Origin of the sequence: Ralstonia sp. 25C (genome assembly GCF_051904805.1) — a bacterium.
In the GTDB taxonomy this organism is placed as follows: domain Bacteria; phylum Pseudomonadota; class Gammaproteobacteria; order Burkholderiales; family Burkholderiaceae; genus Ralstonia.
In genome coordinates, this window is record NZ_CP196738.1 from 1,453,347 (window position 1) to 1,469,753 (window position 16,407).

At 62.5% G+C, this 16,407-nt stretch carries 21 protein-coding genes; 20 read left to right on the plus strand and 1 reads right to left on the minus strand.

The window, feature by feature from the left end; all coding sequences use genetic code 11:
* Nucleotides 1–216 precede the first annotated feature (216 nt).
* The 18 genes from ACS7SF_RS24985 to ACS7SF_RS25070 all read left to right on the plus strand — a co-directional run bounded on the left by ACS7SF_RS24985 (nucleotide 217) and on the right by ACS7SF_RS25070 (nucleotide 14,877).
* Complete coding sequence (locus tag ACS7SF_RS24985) at nucleotides 217–1,053, plus strand: hypothetical protein (RefSeq protein WP_439893156.1); 837 nt, start codon at nucleotides 217–219, stop codon at nucleotides 1,051–1,053.
* A gap of 122 nt (nucleotides 1,054–1,175) precedes the next feature.
* Nucleotides 1,176–2,708, plus strand: a complete 1,533-nt coding sequence (locus ACS7SF_RS24990) for a phage tail protein (RefSeq protein WP_439893157.1) — start codon at nucleotides 1,176–1,178, stop codon at nucleotides 2,706–2,708.
* Between the two features lie 75 nt (nucleotides 2,709–2,783).
* Nucleotides 2,784–3,215: a hypothetical protein gene (locus ACS7SF_RS24995; protein WP_366170265.1), complete on the plus strand. Its 432-nt coding sequence runs from the start codon at nucleotides 2,784–2,786 to the stop codon at nucleotides 3,213–3,215.
* Nucleotides 3,215–3,601 carry a hypothetical protein gene (locus tag ACS7SF_RS25000; RefSeq protein ID WP_439893158.1) on the plus strand — a complete coding sequence of 129 codons (387 nt, stop codon included), beginning with the start codon at nucleotides 3,215–3,217 and terminating at the stop codon, nucleotides 3,599–3,601. Before ACS7SF_RS24995 ends, ACS7SF_RS25000 begins: the two co-directional genes overlap by 1 nt.
* Nucleotides 3,602–3,633: 32 nt before the next feature.
* Entirely contained in the window at nucleotides 3,634–3,768 is a 135-nt protein-coding gene (locus tag ACS7SF_RS25005; RefSeq protein ID WP_260803557.1) for a hypothetical protein, read from the plus strand.
* Nucleotides 3,765–4,169 carry a hypothetical protein gene (locus tag ACS7SF_RS25010; RefSeq protein ID WP_439893159.1) on the plus strand — a complete coding sequence of 135 codons (405 nt, stop codon included), beginning with the start codon at nucleotides 3,765–3,767 and terminating at the stop codon, nucleotides 4,167–4,169. The genes ACS7SF_RS25005 and ACS7SF_RS25010 overlap by 4 nt, the downstream gene beginning before the upstream one ends.
* A gap of 31 nt (nucleotides 4,170–4,200) precedes the next feature.
* Nucleotides 4,201–5,964 (plus strand): hypothetical protein, encoded by a 1,764-nt coding sequence (locus ACS7SF_RS25015; protein ID WP_439893160.1) that lies wholly within the window; start codon nucleotides 4,201–4,203, stop codon nucleotides 5,962–5,964.
* A 6-nt stretch (nucleotides 5,965–5,970) separates the two neighbouring features.
* Nucleotides 5,971–6,936, plus strand: coding sequence for a hypothetical protein (locus ACS7SF_RS25020; protein ID WP_439893161.1), 966 nt, complete (start codon nucleotides 5,971–5,973; stop codon nucleotides 6,934–6,936).
* A gap of 58 nt (nucleotides 6,937–6,994) precedes the next feature.
* The gene (locus tag ACS7SF_RS25025) at nucleotides 6,995–8,086 is read left to right on the plus strand and encodes a phage late control D family protein (RefSeq protein ID WP_439893162.1); all 1,092 of its coding nucleotides are present in this window, start codon (nucleotides 6,995–6,997) and stop codon (nucleotides 8,084–8,086) included.
* The gene (locus ACS7SF_RS25030; RefSeq protein WP_439893163.1) at nucleotides 8,083–8,751 is read left to right on the plus strand and encodes a phage baseplate assembly protein V; all 669 of its coding nucleotides are present in this window, start codon (nucleotides 8,083–8,085) and stop codon (nucleotides 8,749–8,751) included. The genes ACS7SF_RS25025 and ACS7SF_RS25030 overlap by 4 nt, the downstream gene beginning before the upstream one ends.
* On the plus strand, nucleotides 8,748–9,128 hold the full coding sequence (locus ACS7SF_RS25035; protein WP_439893164.1) for a phage tail protein: 381 nt from the start codon (nucleotides 8,748–8,750) through the stop codon (nucleotides 9,126–9,128). Before ACS7SF_RS25030 ends, ACS7SF_RS25035 begins: the two co-directional genes overlap by 4 nt.
* A 5-nt stretch (nucleotides 9,129–9,133) precedes the next feature.
* Nucleotides 9,134–10,264 (plus strand): baseplate J/gp47 family protein, encoded by a 1,131-nt coding sequence (locus ACS7SF_RS25040; RefSeq protein ID WP_439893165.1) that lies wholly within the window; start codon nucleotides 9,134–9,136, stop codon nucleotides 10,262–10,264.
* Nucleotides 10,264–10,932 carry a hypothetical protein gene (locus tag ACS7SF_RS25045; protein ID WP_439893166.1) on the plus strand — a complete coding sequence of 223 codons (669 nt, stop codon included), beginning with the start codon at nucleotides 10,264–10,266 and terminating at the stop codon, nucleotides 10,930–10,932. Before ACS7SF_RS25040 ends, ACS7SF_RS25045 begins: the two co-directional genes overlap by 1 nt.
* 71 nt (nucleotides 10,933–11,003) lie before the next feature.
* Entirely contained in the window at nucleotides 11,004–12,710 is a 1,707-nt protein-coding gene (locus ACS7SF_RS25050) for a gp53-like domain-containing protein (RefSeq protein WP_439893167.1), read from the plus strand.
* 65 nt (nucleotides 12,711–12,775) lie between these two features.
* Entirely contained in the window at nucleotides 12,776–13,336 is a 561-nt protein-coding gene (locus tag ACS7SF_RS25055; protein ID WP_439893168.1) for a DUF4376 domain-containing protein, read from the plus strand.
* A 62-nt stretch (nucleotides 13,337–13,398) separates the two neighbouring features.
* Nucleotides 13,399–13,809, plus strand: coding sequence for a hypothetical protein (locus tag ACS7SF_RS25060; RefSeq protein ID WP_439893169.1), 411 nt, complete (start codon nucleotides 13,399–13,401; stop codon nucleotides 13,807–13,809).
* Entirely contained in the window at nucleotides 13,802–14,368 is a 567-nt protein-coding gene (locus tag ACS7SF_RS25065; protein WP_439893170.1) for a glycoside hydrolase family 19 protein, read from the plus strand. The genes ACS7SF_RS25060 and ACS7SF_RS25065 overlap by 8 nt, the downstream gene beginning before the upstream one ends.
* Complete coding sequence (locus ACS7SF_RS25070; RefSeq protein ID WP_439893171.1) at nucleotides 14,365–14,877, plus strand: hypothetical protein; 513 nt, start codon at nucleotides 14,365–14,367, stop codon at nucleotides 14,875–14,877. The genes ACS7SF_RS25065 and ACS7SF_RS25070 overlap by 4 nt, the downstream gene beginning before the upstream one ends.
* Before the next feature lie 46 nt (nucleotides 14,878–14,923).
* Here ACS7SF_RS25070 and ACS7SF_RS25075 read toward each other — a convergent pair whose 3' ends face one another.
* Entirely contained in the window at nucleotides 14,924–15,091 is a 168-nt protein-coding gene (locus ACS7SF_RS25075; RefSeq protein WP_426399033.1) for a DUF6726 family protein, read from the minus strand.
* A 412-nt stretch (nucleotides 15,092–15,503) separates the two neighbouring features.
* Here ACS7SF_RS25075 and ACS7SF_RS25080 point away from each other — a divergent pair, with 412 nt between their 5' ends.
* Both ACS7SF_RS25080 and ACS7SF_RS25085 read left to right on the plus strand, forming a co-directional pair.
* The gene (locus tag ACS7SF_RS25080; RefSeq protein ID WP_439893172.1) at nucleotides 15,504–15,887 is read left to right on the plus strand and encodes a hypothetical protein; all 384 of its coding nucleotides are present in this window, start codon (nucleotides 15,504–15,506) and stop codon (nucleotides 15,885–15,887) included.
* A gap of 184 nt (nucleotides 15,888–16,071) precedes the next feature.
* A complete protein-coding gene (locus ACS7SF_RS25085) occupies nucleotides 16,072–16,395 on the plus strand; it encodes a hypothetical protein (RefSeq protein ID WP_439894480.1) in 324 nt (107 codons plus the stop codon).
* Nucleotides 16,396–16,407 lie beyond the last annotated feature (12 nt).

Here is a 16,407-nt window from a genome sequence, read left to right on the forward strand (position 1 = left end):
CGGGGTGCATTGACTTACCCAGACGAAGCGCAAACGCAATGAAATGCAGCCCGCCACCCAGCGGGCTTTTTTGTTGCCTTGCTTCGCTCATGCACACGCAACACTTGCCTCGATGTCACTGCACGGTGACGACTCGATCGAGGTGATCACACTCCTTCATGCAACTCACTCGATCGATCGCGCCTTGCTGCGTGCATCGATGAAGGCGCTTGTCTTATGGCAGATCTCTCTGATGTTTCCAACGCACTTGTCACGCTCGTTTCGGGCGTGGTCTATCCGAACGGGACCAGCCAGCCGTCGATCACGGGTAACCCGGTACTGGTCTACAGCGGTTGGCCCAACATGACGCAACTGAAGACCGACCTGCAGGCTGGCAAGGCGCATGTGTCGGTGTTTCCGAGCACCAGCCACCAGCGGCACAAGAGCACAGCGTTTTCAGATTGGACTGTGGCCACGCCACCTGCAAACACGCTGGCGCTGAGTGTGAGCGCGCAAACGGTCATGGTGAACGGCACCGTGAGTACGCCGCAGAACGCGGTGCTACTCGTCGATGGGCGTGCGTACGTTTATGCGGTGCAGGGCAGCGATACGCCAGCCAGCATTGCAACGGCGCTGGCTGCGCTCGTGGCGGTGGATCAACCCGCCACCGCTGCAGGCGCGTCGCTCACCATTCCCAACGCGACCTACATTTCGCCGCGCGTAGGTGGTGTCGGCACCGTGCAGCGCGAGACCCGCCGGCAGGAGCGCACGTTCCTCATCGCCACGTGGGCGAACAGTGCTGCGCCGCGTGACCTGATCGCGGGCAAGGTCGATGCGGTGCTCTCGGGCATCGTGCGATTGACGTTGCCCGACCAGGGCGCGGCGTTGCGCTACAAGCGCGGCCATCAACATGACGACCTGACCAATGGCATCTACCGGCGTGACCTGCGCTATGCCGTCGAGTACGCGACCATCGTGACCGACACGGCGTACCAGATTGCGACCGGCGTCGAGAGCGTAACGGCCGGCGCATCAATGGCAGCGCAGTTTCCTGTTCGCACCATCGTGCAGTAGCGCAGTCGTGGCCGTATTGCAGTCGAAGTCAACCAACCCGTGCCGCCCGTTTTTATTCGGGCGGTTTTTTTATGTCCGGCCGCCCCTGTGCGGCCTTTTGTTTTTCTCACTCGGAGGCACGCATGCCGATCGTCCAGCAGGGCAGCATTAATACCACTGCACTCATCGTTCCGGACCTGTACGTCCAGATTGTTCCGCCGCAGGTCACCCTGCTCAATGGCGTTCCCACCAACGTGCTCGGCGTGGTCGGCACGGCCACCTGGGGCCCCGTCAACTCGCCGACGCTGATTGGCAACATGGCCATGTACGCGCAGACGTTCGGTGCGATCCAGAACCGCACCTACGACATGGGCACCGCTGTGGCCGTGGCGGTGCAGCAGGGCGCCAACAACTTCCGCTGCGTGCGCGTGACCGATGGCACTGACACCGCCGCCACGGTGGTCGCGCAGACCAACGGCGTTACCTTCACCGCCAAGTACACGGGCTCGCTGGGCAACACCGTCACGGTGGCGCTGTCGGCAGGTTCGGCCGCCAACACGTGGAAGGTGACCGTGGCTGCGCCCACGCTGTCGCCGGAAGTGTTCGACAACATCGGTGCCGGCCAGACTGGCAATGCGCTGTGGGTGGCAATTGCCAACGCCATCAACAACGGCGTGAGCGTGATGCGCGGCGCCTCGCAGATCATCACTGCCACCGCAGGCGCCAGCACTACAGCACCGACGGCCGCCACGCTGCAACTGGCGGGCGGTACCGATGGCGCGGCCACCATTACCGGCTCGGTGCTGCTCGGTCAGGACACCGTGCCGCGCAAGGGCATGTATGCGCTACGCAACCAGGGCGTGTCGATCGCCATGCTGGCCGACTGCGCGGATGCAACGACCTGGCCGACGCAAGTGGCGTTCGGCTTGTCGGAAGGCATCTACATGATCGGCGTGGGCCCGAGCGGTGACACCATCGCCAACGCCGTGACGGCCAAGAGCACCGCCGGCATCGACTCGTACGCCTTCAAGCTGCTGTTTGGCGATTGGGTGTACTGGCTCGACACCGTGAACGGTGTGACGCGCCTGGTGTCGCCGCAGGGCTTTGTGGCGGGCTTGCTGGCCAACCTGTCGCCGCAGAACAGCAGCCTGAACAAGCCGATCTACGGCGTGGTCGGCACGCAGAAGACGTTCGCCAACCAGAGCTACAGCTCGGCTGAGTTGCAGGCGCTGATTCAAGCGGGCATCGACGTGGTCACCAACCCGGTGCCGGGCGGTGCGTACTTCGGTTGCCGCGCGGGCCACAACACCAGCTCGAACGCGCTCACGCAGGGCGACAACTACACGCGCATGACCAACTACATCGCCAGCACGATCAATGCGGGCATGGGCAAGTACGTCGGTCAGCTGCAGTCGGCCACGGTGCGTGCGCAAGCGGCGGCCACTCTGTCGAACTTCCTCAGCTCGATGGAGCAGCAGGGGATGATCGGCGCGGTCAATGGCGGGCCGGCGTTCTCTGTGCAGATCGATGCCAACAACAACCCGATGAACCGTGTCGCGCTGGGTTACATGCAAGCCGACGTGAAGGTGGTCTACCTGTCGGTCATCGAGAAGTTCCTGGTGAACGTGGAAGGCTCGCAGGCCACGGTGATCCGCACGTCGACGGCAAACCAGTAATCCACTCACACCTGTCAATCAACCTTCTGGCCCCACATGGCGCGGGGCCATTTTCATCTTTTCTTGGAGAACGATATGCCGATTCAAGGCTACTCCGTCGGTCGTGACTACACGCTGGTCATCCAGACTGCAAACGGCACGCTGCAACCGAACAAGATCACCGCTTTCAAGAGCAAGCAGGATGTGACCGACGTGCGCGTCAAGCGCCTGGATGGCATCACCGACCACATCCGCTTCTTCGACGGCTGGTCGGGCTCGTTCGATGTGGAGCGCCAGGATGCAACGCTCGACAACTACTTCGCCCAACTCGAAGCGGGCTACTACGCTGGCGTGAACGAAGCGCCTGCGCAGATCTACGAAACGATCCAGGAAGCGAATGGCTCGGTTTCGCAGTTCCGCTACGACGGCGTGCTCATGACGCTGGCCGATGCCGGCAACCGCGCGGGCGACGCCACCATCAAGCAATCCGTCAACTTCGTGGCCTCGCGCCGCATCAAGGTGTCCTGATGACCAACGTGACCAACGTGACCAACGTGACCATTACGCCGATCAAACCCTCCGAACAACTCATCAAGTCCGCTGTGAAAGAGGTGGTGGTGGACGATGCGCTCGGTCGCAAGATCACGCTGCGCAAACCGGGCCCGCTGGCCAACCTGGACTTTGCCAAGGCCGCTGGCGGCAGCGAGCTGAACATGCTCTACCTGGCCGAGGTGGCGCACCTGAAGTTCGTGTCCGCCATTGATGGCGAGCCGGTGCCGACGCCGGCCTCCGAAGCCCAGCTGCGCGCGCTGTATCAACGCCTGGGCGAAGAGGGTAACGAAGCCGCGCAGCGTGGTGTGGCGGCCAGCTTCATCAACGTTGCCACGTCGGAGTCCGAGCTAAAAAACTCCTGACGAACGGCCCGTTTCACGAGGCGATGTGGCTCGTGCATAACGGTGTTCCGTTCGACGTGGCGTTTTCACTGGACGACACCATGCGGCAGGCGATGGCCATCAAATGCAGCGAATTCCACGGCGCGGAGTTCGACCTGAAGACGATGTCTTTCAAGGAGCGCGAATGAACCTCTCGCTGGCAGAGATGGCGCGTCGCCTGACCGAGCTGGAGGCGCGGGTGCCGGAGGCCTTGTCGCAGGGGCTGGCCGCAGCCGCAGCGGCAATGGAACTGGCGGCCCGCGCCAAAGCCGTGGAAAGCGCAGCGGCCGCCGGCATCACCGAGGCGGCGCGCGTGAATGCGCTGCGCGATTCCATCGGCCACACGGTCAAGGGGTTGGAGGCGGCCATCGGCTCCAACGCCGCACAGGCTGTCGTTCAGGAGCTCGGCAGTGCGCAGACGCCGCCGCATCCGTTTCTGGGTGTGGTGGCGCACGAGCACGCCGATGCGTTGCAAAAGAGCGTGGGCGATGCGGTGACGGCAGCGCTGGAGGGCCGCCCGATTGTGTCCACCGCAAACGCGCACAGGTGAGATCGGTGGCCTCAACAGATAAAGGATTCCTATGAGCCTCGATGCTTACAAGATTGGGATACAGATTGCGTTGGTGGATAACGTTTCGCGTGGGTTGGCGACCCTGGCGGGGCATTTCAACCGACTCAACCTGGATGCAGACGCACTGAAAAAACATCTCGAGAAGATCGGCAAGATGATTGATGCCGGAGGTGTGCTTTCCGGTGCCGGCGCCAAGGGCTTCAAGATGTTTGAAGAGCCACTGGATGCCGCCAAGCAGTATCAGACAGAGCTTCAGCGTTTCAGCCAAATCATGCCGGGTGACGCGATGGCGTCACAGGCTGACAAGTTCGCCAAGAGCTTGAACGTCATGGGGCAATCGTCCCTCGACAATTTGAAGCTTTTGCGTGAAACAACAGCGGTGCTTGGTAGCTTCGACCAGGCGAAGCTGGTGATGCCTCAACTTGCGCAAGCCAAGTCTGGCGTCATGGCGGTCATGGGTGCTGAGGCTGGAGGCAAGTTTGAAGAGAGCGCACTGTCAGCGCTGAAGACCAAGCAGCTGAGTGGTGCCATCACGAACCCGAATACCGGGTTGATTGCCCCGCAGAGAGTGACGGAAGTATTGGACTCGATGCGTCAGACCTACGTCGCCACGAATGGGAAGGCGACGTCGGATGACTACGCCAAGTCGATCGCATCGCCTCGAACCGCGATGAGTACGTCTGGTGCGGGAAAGCCGAGCATGCAGGCCTTGGAACTGGAGTATCAGGCCAAGCTTGCCAATCTTCAGCTGACGCTAGGCGAACACATTCTGCCGGTGGCGATTGCCGGTTTGGAGAAGCTCAATGCGTTGCTTCAGAGCGTGACGGAGTTTGCGAAAGAGCATCCCACACTGACCAAGGTTTTTCTCGGATTGGCTGCCGTGTTGGCAGGCGCTGCAGTGGGGGCAGGCGTTGTCTTGCAGTTTGGAGCTGCAATCAGTGCACTGAGCGGGATTTTTCCTGTGACCATGTCCGTAATCGGCATGGTGATGAACACGATGGGTGCCGTTATCAGCACGGCACTCGGTGCATTGCTCCGTGCAGCGATCAGTGCAGCACTGAGCGCAGTAGTGAGCGTGATAGGCGCAATGACGTTGCCGGTGACGTTAGCGCTAGCGGCCATTGCTGGCGTCGCTTTCTTGATCTACAAGAACTGGAACGAGATCAAGCCAAGATTGCTTGGCGCCTTCGAGCTGTTGAAGCAGGGAGCCCAGTGGCTTTGGGCACAGTTGCTATCGCTCTTCGAGCGGGGCAAGGCTGCTGCAGCAGCAATCGTGGCGCGTGTGCAGCCGATTCTTGACAGGATCAAAGCCGTCGTTGCGATGCTCTGGGAGGGTGTGGCGCCGATTTTCGAGAAGATCAAAGGTGGAGTCCAGGAGGCGTGGGATGCGCTGAGCCGAATCGCGGCAATGCCGATCACCTTCATCCGGACGTTCATACAAAACGTAGCGGAGGAGCTTCGCGCCTTCGCGCAGCGATTCAATCTTGGAGGTGTTGTTGGTCAGATCGACAAGGCGCTCAAGGATGCATATACGGATTCAGTTGCGCGAGACAACGCTGCCTCCTATTCGAATGAGGGGCATAACCGTGGTCCTGTCAGCAACGCCGTCAAGCCCGCAGATTCCAAGCCGGTTGCTCTCAAAGGCGATGTGATTATGGATGGCCGCGCTGTCGGGCAGGTGGTGTGGAAGCATGCCGACAACCAATTGGCTCGCCCCCAAACAGGGGCCAGCAACTTCAACACCGGCATGAACCTCATGCCATCCGGACTCTGATCAACCATGCTCGACTTCACTCTCAAACTCGGACAGAATTTCCAATTCAAGGGTCTGGAAATTCCCGAAACCATCTCGTTTGGCGGCACGCAAAAGCTGGCCATGCATGACCTGGTGGGTGGCACGCGGGTGATCGACTCGATGGGGGCATTCTGTGCGCCCGTCGAGTGGTCTGGCTGGCTGCTCGGTACAGAAGCACTCGCTCGCGCCCGCGAGCTGGACGATCTGCGCGTGAGCGGCAAGGAACTGGTGCTGCAGTGGTCCGAGATCTGCTACATCGTTGTCATCCGCGAATTTCGTGCGGACTTCCAGCGTGCATACAAGATCCCCTACAAGATCACGTGCGAGGTGTCGAGCGACATGTCCAAGTACACGATGCCGGATGAAGGTACCGGCATTGACGGCCTGGTCAAGAGCGACGCCGCCGCCATGACCGACATGGCGAGCAGCATTGGAGACAGCAAGCTATCCAGCCTGATCGACTCGGCCAACGCGGCGATCGACACGGTGGCGAGCTTTGCCAACGCTGCGCAGTCCACGCTCAGCAACGTGCTGCAGAAGGTGACGGCCGTGCGGGACCGTGCGCAGGCATTGGTTGCCTCCGCCAACAGCGAGCTGATGAAGGTGGCCACGCTGGGCGGCATCCTGCCGAACAATCCGTTGGCGCAGCAGGTGGCGAAGCTCAATGGCCAGATCAACTCGGCGCTGAGCTTGCCCGTGCTGGTTCAGCTCGATCGCGTTGCGGGCCGCATGCAGACGAATATCGCGTCCGTCTACAAGAGCGCCAAGCATGTGGTGACGGCCGGTGGTGACCTGATGAAGCTCGCCGCCAAGGAGTACGACGACGCGATGGCATGGACGAGCCTCGCCAAGGCGAACCCCGAGCTGCTATGGGACCCGCTGGTACAAGGCGTCAAAACCCTGATCGTGCCGCCCCACAAAGACACGGCCGGTGGTTTGCCGAATCCATAGCGCATAGCGCGCGTTCTCATCAACCGGACAGCCCCGCCACGCGGGGCTTTTTTTTCTTATGAGCCTGAACAAGCTACCCGTGATACCCGATGTGCGGCAGCCCCGCACGATCGTGAAGGTGGGCGGCGAACGTGTGCCCGCGTGTGTGAGCTGGTCGGTCCTGAGCAACTCGTATGAGCAGGCGGATACGTTCCAGATCACGCTGGCGGCGAGTGCGTTGCCGCCCGATCGCGATGCGAACTGGTTTTCTAGCCAGCTTGCGCTGGAGGTGGAGATCTTTGCCGGCTTTCCGCCGAATCCGCTGCAGTATGACGAGACCACGCTGCAAAGCCTGATCTATGGCCGTGTGGATAGTGTCGAGCTGGACCCGGTCTCCGCGCAGCTCACGCTGAGCGGCCGGGACCTGACCGCGTTGTTTATCGACGCGCAGGTGACGTTGCAGTTTCAGAACATGACCGCGTCGCAGGTTGCGAAAAAGCTGGCTGACGCACACGGTCTGCAAGCTGAGGGCCCGGAGACGAAGCGGCTGATCGGCAAGACCTACGCGCACGATAGCGTCAGCCTGACGGCGCAACGCACCGAGTGGGACCTGCTTGCCGCGTTGGCGCGCGAAGAGGACTTCCTCTGCTACGTAAGTGGCAAGACGCTCTACTTCGCGCCGCGCCTGCAAGGGCCCGCATTGCCCTACGAGTTGCGATGGGCACGCGACGAGAACGGCAATCCGGCCGCCAACGTGTCGAGCCTGCAACTATCGCGCGACCTGACGGTTGCCAAGGGCGTGACGGTGGAAGCGCGCTCGTGGAATGCGAAGCAAGGCAAGAAGTTCACGGCCCGCTACAGCAATGCGCCTGGGGGTGGCAAAGGCCAAAAGCCGACACACACCGTTGAGCGCAACGGGCTCGACCAAGCCGGCGTCAAGCGCTTGGCCAAACAGAAGTTTGATGAGGTCGCGCAGCACGAAATGAAGCTGCGTGCGCGCTTGCCTGCTGACCACCTGCTCACACCCACTGACATCGTCAGCCTGACCGGCACCGGCACCAACTTCGACCAGGGCTACCTGATCGACAGCATCACCCGCAGCATGAGCCTGAGCGAGGGCTACGTGATGGAGGTGTCGGCCAAGAACATCAACAAGGACACGAGCCAATGATTCAACAGCTTCGCAACCAGATGGTGCTCGCCGCGATGATGGCGCAGTCCAGCCGCGCGGAGAACCGCATGGGCATCGTCACCAGCTACGACCCTGGCACGGCCTCTGCGCGCGTGCGCCTCCAACCTGAAGACACCGCCGACCCGGAGCGCTCGCTGACCGGCTGGATGCCTGTTGCCACTGCCTGGGTCGGCAATGGCTGGGGCATCGATGCGCCGGTCAGCCCGGGCGATCAGGTGGAGGTGCAATTCCTGGGCGGCGACATCGAGAACGGCGTCATCTGCGCGCGCCTGTTCAGCGATCAGGCGCGGCCCACCGGTGCGCAGTCGGGCGAGTTCTTTCTGACGCATGCATCGGGCTCCAAGCTGCAGTTCCACAACGACGGCACGGTCACGCTCATCAGCGCGGGCACGCTCACCAGCCAGGCGCCGCAGTGGAACCACACGGGGCCGGTGCAGATCGACGGCACGCTGGTGGTCACACAAACCATCACGGGCCAAGCGGGCATGGCGGTGTCGGGCAACAACGGCTCGGGCAACTCGATGAGCATCAGCGGCAACACGCAGTTCAGCGGTCAGGTGTCGGCCAACGGCCATCGGATTGACGACACGCATCGCCATACCGGTGTGCAGTCCGGGTCCAGCAACACAGGGGGCGTGGCATGACGCAGCAACTTCTGAACGACGTGAACCACTGGGTGGGCGGCGACATTGCGGTGTCGCCCACCGGCGATCTGGGCCTTGCCAGCGCGGACCTGCGTACGCAGCAGCGCATCGTGCGGCGCCTTGTCACCAACCCCGGCGACTACATCTTCCACACCGACTACGGCGCGGGCCTGCCGCAGAAGATCGGCGAGACGCTCGACGTGCCCGCGCTGCGTGGGCTGATCCGTTCGCAGATCCTGCAAGAGGCGGGCGTCGCGCAAAGCCCTGAGCCGCAGGTGGATGTGGCGGCCATCACCGGCGGCGTAAGCGTGCGCATCTTGTACAGCAGCGCGATTACGCGCGAGCCGGTGTCCCTTCAATTCAATGTGAGCAAGTGATCCATATGTCCATTCAGACGCAAGACTGGGTGACGCTCGTGCGCAACCAGGTGGCGGCCATCCAAGGCTATGCCAAGGTGCTGGTCGACTTGACTGTCGGGTCGGTGCTGCGCGCCGTCGTCGAGGCCAACGCGGCGGTCACCGTGTGGCTGCAGGGTTTGATCCTGCAAGTCATGGCCATTACGCGCGCCTCCACTTCCAGCGGGGCCGACCTCGATTCGTGGATGGCCGATTTCGGTTTGACACGCCTGGCCGCTGTGCCGGCCACGGGCAGCGTGACGTTCTCGCGCTTTACGGTCACGCAGCAGGTGCTGGTGCCGCTTACGGCCGTGGTCCAGACGGGCGACGGCACGCAGCAGTTCAACGTGGTGGTGGATACGACCAACCCGGCCTACAGCGCCACGCTCGGCGGCTATGTCATTGCCGCCGGCACGGCCAGCGTGATCGTGCCGGTGCAGGCTGTGACGCCCGGTGCAGCGGGCAATGCGGTGGCGGGGGCGGTATCCACCATCGTCGGTGCGATCTCCGGTGTGGATACCGTCAGCAACGCGGCCACGTTCGTGAACGGCGCGGATGCCGAGCCTGACACAGCGTTCCGCTCGCGCTTCATCGCCTACGTGGCGAGCTTGTCGAAAGCCACCAAGACGGCCATCGGCTCCGCCATCGCAAGCGTCAAGCAGGGCTTGACGTACGTGATCCTGGAGAACCAGACCTACGCCGGCCTGCCGCAGAACGGCACGTTCATCGTGATCGTGGATGACGGTACGGGTTCGCCCACGTCAACGCTGCTTGCCAGCGTGAGCAACGCCGTGGATGCCGTGCGCCCGGTGACCAGCACGTTCTATGTGTATGGGCCGGTCGTCGTCAACGCGACGGTCTCCATGAGCATCGCGACCGCTGCGGGCTACACGCATCAGACCATCGCCGCGCAGGTGCAGGCGGCGTTGCTGAACTACATCAACAGCTTGCCGCTGGGCACGCCGTTGGCGTATTCGCGGTTGGCGCAGGTGGCGTATGACGCGTCACCGGCGGTGACCAACGTCACGAGCGCGTTGCTCAACGGCAGCACAGCAGACTTGCCTGCCACGAGCCTGCAAGTCATCAAAACTACAGCCAACTCCATCACGGTGACGTAATGGCAACCGGTGACCAACAAGACATCTTCGCGCGCATCCGTGGGTATCTGCCGCGTTGGTTTGGTGATGTGGCGCAGTCGCCCATCCTCAACGGATTGCTGCAGGGCCTTGCGTACAGCGGTGCCTACGTCTACGGCCTGTATGCCTATGCGAAGCAGCAGACACGCATCCTGACCGCCACCGATGGCTGGCTCGACATGATCGCGGCGGACTTTTTCGGCCTGTCGATCCGGCGCAAGACGGGACAGTCCGACGCATCGTTCCGCGCCAACATCGTCGCCAACCTGTTTCGCGAACGCGGCACACGCAACGCCATCATCCGCGTGCTGACGGACCTGACCGGACGCGCGCCCACCATCATCGAACCCAGCCGCCCCGCAGACTGCGGCGCCTACGATGCGCCGAACTGCGGTTACGGCATGGCCGGTGCGTACGGGCAGGTCTCGCTGACGTACCAGGCGTTCGTGCAGGCGTATCGTCCGCTGGGCAGCGGCATCCCCAACGTGGCCGGCTACAGCACCGTCACGACCGGCTACAGCACACCGTCGCAAGGCGAATACGTCAACCCTTCGATGAGCAGCAACACCGTGTCCGACGCCGACATCTACGCCGCCATCGAATCGGTACGGCCCGCCGCTTCCATCATCTGGACGCGTATCAGTTCGTAGGCGCGCCCACGCGCTTTCCTCACCACCGACAGCCCGGCAACCCGCCGGGCTTTTTCTTTTGGAGAACAGTCTTGGATCGTCAGATTGTCTACAGCGGCCAGGTGCCGCAAACCACGGACCTGCTCAACACCAACCGGCAGACCATGATCGCGCTGGCCAAGTTGAGCGCGGACTTGTTCGGCACGTCCACCGTCGTCTCGGGCCTGGGCTGCGTGCCGACCACGCCCGCATCGATGAGCGTGACCGTCAACCCCGGGCAGATCTATCAGCTCGCCAATGTGGATGGCACCGCGTACAGCGCGCTGCCAGCCGACACCACGCATAGCCTGCTCAAGCAGGGCATCCTCATGGACGCGCAGTCGTTCATCCTCTCGGCGCCAGCCACGGCCGGCTACAGCCAGAACTACCTGATCCAGGCCGCATACCTGGAGAACGACATCAACAACGTCGTGCTGCCGTACTACAACAGCGCGAATCCGTCGCAGGCGTTCAACGGACCGGGCGGCAGTGGCAACGCGCAGCCGACCACGCGTGCGGGGCAGGTGTCCTTGCAACTCGTCGCGGGCACCGCTGCCGCCACTGGCACGCAGACGACGCCAGCGGTGACGGCGGGCTACGTTGGCCTCGCCATCATCACCGTGGCCAATGGGCAGAGCACGATCACGGCAGCCAATATCACCGCCTATCCGAATGCGCCCACAGCACCGACGGGCGGTTTCCTGGCTGCCATCGGCGAGCGTTACTCCAGCATCCAGAACGTCGCCACATCCAGCACGCTCACCACGGCGGCGCTCGGCGCACTGGTGAACGTCACCGCCACGGGCCAGACCATCACGCTGCCGCCCGCAGCCAACTGCCCGAATGGCACGAGCATCTGCGTGACCTACATGCAGTCCAGCGGCTCGACCACCGTCACGCGCAACGGCACCGATACGCTCGCGTTTGGGCAGGGCAGCAGTGCCAACAGCCTCGCGTTGAATCCCGGTGAGGCGGTGCAGTTTGTGTCAAACGGGGTGAATGGATGGGTGAGTGCCGGGCAGACCCTGACGACGGGGGTGACGCCGGCGCAGTTTGATAGCAGTACTAAGTTGGCTACGACGGCGTTTGTGCGGTCGGCGGGAATGCAATTCTCTGACGTTGGGCAGGTGTCTACGTCTCGCACGATCGGACCAGCCGATATGGGAAAGATGCTGGTGATCAACGGGTCGAGCCCCCTTACGGTAACACTGCCATTGGCGAGTTCGGTTCCTGCAGGTACAACCGTCAGCTTCTTTATCTTCCAGGCTGGGCTTCTACCAACGTTTGTGGCGACCGGTGCCGACGCTATTGCCGCAGGCTATGGTTCATCGAAGACGCTTCCTATTGCAACAACGGGGCACGTTACCTTCATCTCAGAAGGCGCGGCGGTATGGGAGGCGCAGGGCACCGCTGTTATCGACAAGACGGTAGGCTTTTCCGCATTTCTCTCTGGCAATGGCTACCAGAAATTGCCAAGCGGTCTGATTGTCCAGTGGGGGATGTACAACACAAGCGGAAGTGGTGCCGTTACCGTCAATTTTCCAATCGCGTTTCCAAACGCGGTCTACACGGTAGCGTGCACACCGATGAGCACATTGTCATTGGGCACGGCCGATGCCGTCTATGGGTTTCCTACATCGAGTTCCTTCCAGGTTGTCGGCGTTCAGATGGTCAGCAATGGGAATGTCGCGAGTGCCCACGCGGGCAGTTTCATTGCAATCGGCGGGCCTCTCCGAGATTTGATTCTTAGGCCAGCCTGACGGTAAGCCTTGAGTTGCCTGCACACAAAAAACTGACAGGCCCAATCGGCCGATAAAGGAAAGCCATGCTCTATTACTCCAAATCAACCCGTGGTTTTTACGACCCCGTCATCCACGGCCTAAACATCCCTGCAGATGCCATCGAAGAATCCAAATGGTCGATGACCCACGCGCAATTGATGGATGCGCAGGCGGCCGGGAAAACGATCACCGCCGATGCCGACGGCAACCCAATCGCCGTTGATCCGATCTCGCTCATGACCCTGAGCCAGGTGCAGGCAGCACAGGCCACCAAGATCAGCACCGCCTGCGCCACCGCCCTGACCACCGGCTTCACCTCCTCCGCCCTAGGCGTCGCACTCACCTACCCATCCCAAGACAACGACCAGCGCAACCTGCAAAGCGCCGTCAGCGCAGCCGCTACCGCATCGCCGGGTTGGACCATCCCGCTCTGGTGCACGGATGGCGATCACTGGTCCTTTACCTCGCACTCCGCCGCGCAACTCCAGCAAGTCAACGCCGACTGGCTGGCCCACCGCGTCGCCGCGCAGCAGAAGTACGCGGACCTGATCGCTAAGATCAACGCCGCCAGCAGCATTGAAGAGGTGCAAGCCATCACCTGGTAAGCACCGTCATCTCAGCAACACAGCCCGCCTTCGCGCGGGCTTTTTTCTTTTCCGGGGGAACCATGTCTGAACCCATCAGCAGCAGCGCCGCAGCGGGGGCTGCGGGCGCGGCGGCCTTCAAGGCGCTTGGCGGGTCTGCGGCCGTGGCGGTTGCCGCAAGCGCGCTCGCCACCATCGTCGTCATGGTGATGACGTTGCCACGCGCGCGCGGCGAGTGGGCCGTGGCGCTCATCTCCACCGTCATCGCCAGCGTGGGCGGCGGGGCCACTGTCATTCAGTACTTCGGGGTGGCGCACTGGATCGGCTCGGCCAACGGCGTCATGGCACTCGGCGGCATCTACTTCGTCTGCGGCCTGCCGGGCTGGGCGATCGTGCGCTGGGTCTTCAACTTCATCAACAAGCGGCGCGATGCCGACCTCGCCGAGGTCGTCGACGACGTGCGCGAATCCATGCACAAGGCAAGCCATGGCTGAACCACTTCTGACTGCGGCGCAACTGCGCGCCGTCATGCCCAACGCGGGTGGGCGCGCCGATGTGTTCGCGCCCGTCCTGGCCGACGTACTGCTGTTTCGGCAGATCAACACGCCCGCCCGCATCGCCGCGTTTCTTGCGCAGGTCGGGCACGAATCGGGGCAACTGCGCTACGTGCGTGAACTGTGGGGCCCAACGCCCGCGCAACGCGGCTACGATGGCCGCGCAGACCTCGGCAATACGCAACCCGGTGACGGCAAGCGCTTTCTCGGCCGCGGCCTGATCCAGATCACCGGCCGCGCCAACTACCGCGCTTGTGGCATCGCGTTGGGTTTGGATTTGGAAGCACAGCCCGAGCTGCTGGAGCTGCCCGAACACGCCACGGCGTCGGCCGCGTGGTTCTGGCTGCGCAACGGGCTCAATCGGTTTGCCGATCAGGACACCGACGCCGCCTTCGTACAACTGACGCGTCGGATCAATGGCGGCACAAATGGTCTCGACGATCGACGTGCGCTATGGACGCGTGCCCGCGCCGTGCTTGCAGGAGGGACTGCGTCATGAGCTTGCTTGATCCGCGCTTCTGGGGCGGCGCCATCCTCGCGTTGGTGCTGGCGTTCAGCTTTGGCTACGGCGCGGGCGATCTGCATCGGCGGCATGTCGAGCAATCACAAGCGCTGCGAGCCAAGGTCGCCGCTGCGCAAACCGAAACTCGCCAGGCCAACGTCACGGCCCAAGTAGCCGACCAAGCCGCACAAGCCCAGACGCGCATCCAGACCGTTTTTCGAGACCGCATCCTCTACCGAGATCGCGAGGTACCCCATGAAGTCGTTGTGCACGACGATGCTGCTTGCCGCATCCCTGGTCGCTTTGTCGGCATGTGGAACTCCGCCAACCGCGCCGAGCTTCCCACCACCGCCGGCCTCCTTGATGAAGCCGCCAGTGGCGTTGTCCTCTCTGACGTTGAAGCCCAGCACGAGCGCGAGGCTGAAGCCTTTCACGCCAACGCCCAGCAATTGAAGGACTTGCAGGATTGGGTAGCGGGGCAGATGGAGGCGTCGAAGCCTCGATAGACGTTCGGTGCTACGAGCTGGGGCGCCAGCCTTGCGCTGGCCGCCCTCAATCGATGATGTCTGCGCAGGCGTCCGTGGGTGCAGCGGCCACGTGCCCGACCAGTGGCACCATCTTCAAGCCGGCCGATGCCACGCGGCAGGGCGCGGCGACCACGCCACAACCAGAGAGGAGTGCGGCGCCCAGCAGGGCGGCCACTAGCAGAAGACGTTTCATCGTGTGTGCGTTCGATTTGAGTGTCGCGCAGTGTGGCACAGAGTCTCGCCTCGACTTGTGCGCGTTTGTATCCAGAAATAACAATCCCCCGGCCGCCCGTAGCGATTGTGCGATGCGGGAAGACGCAACAATCGCGGTGGTTCGTTCAGCGCACAACGCTGGCTTTTGCTGAAAAAGTCACATGCTTTGTTTGCGCAAATAAAGCCGACAAGCCTTGCTGTAAGCCACCAAACCACGGCTGGCGCGGGTTTTCCCGTAATTCCAGATATCACAACAATAAATTGCCTGTCGCGACATTTATTGTCTGAACAGGCTCGCCTACGATGACTTCATCGAATGCGGCGCCGCAGCGAAAACCGGTCTCGAAACGAGCCACTGCCCGACGCGCTGCGCCCATCCCGGAGAAGACATCATGAAAGCCCAACGCACCCTGATTGCAGCCCTGATCGCCCTGGCCACCGTGCCCGCTCTGGCTGCCACGAAGTTCGACGTGTACACGCAAGGCGCCGCCGCCGGCCAACGTTTCGACGTCTATACGCAAGGTGCCAAGGCTGGTAGCAAGTTCGACCCGTATAGCGAAGGCGCCAAGGTGGGTGACAAGTTTGACCCGTACACCCAAGGCGCGCTGGCCCGCGCTGGCAAGTTCGACACCTACACCGAAGGCGCCAAGGCCGGCAGCAAGTTTGATCCGTACACCGAAGGCGCACTGGCCCGTGCCGGCAAGTTCGACCCCTACACGGAAGGCGCCAAGGTCGGTGACAAGTTCAACCCGTACACCGACGGTGCTGCTGCCTGAGGCAGCGCCCCGAGCCGCCAACGGCTCATCCGCTCAGCAAGACGCCCGCATTTAGCGGGCGTTTTTGTTTGGGCGCGACACGTGCTGCCATCAAGAGCAGGTATAAATGCGAGCCCACGCGGTATCGATGAACCCCGCGCTGCCGACGGCGTCTGACCACCATCGATGCGCAAGACCCTGCATGATGCAAGCCTCACACTCTCTTTCTTGTCTTTACCGCAAGACCCGCACGTTGGGCGGCCTCTCTGCGCTGATGGCAGCGACCGCGCTGGCCGGTTGCACCACGGTCACACCCGGCCCGTTCCAGATCACCGTGCGCGATACCGACGATACGGTGCTGGAGCAATTCCAATTCCAGGCGGGCTCGTACAACTCGCTGGAGATCGCCATCGTCGGCATGTGCCGCGTGTACCCGGACGCCACCGTCACCGCCGACCAGCTGCAGACGCACGAACGGGTGCAGGAGCGTTGCAAGCGTTCCTTCGCGTCCATGCTGACGCTGTCTTGAAGCGGCTACCAT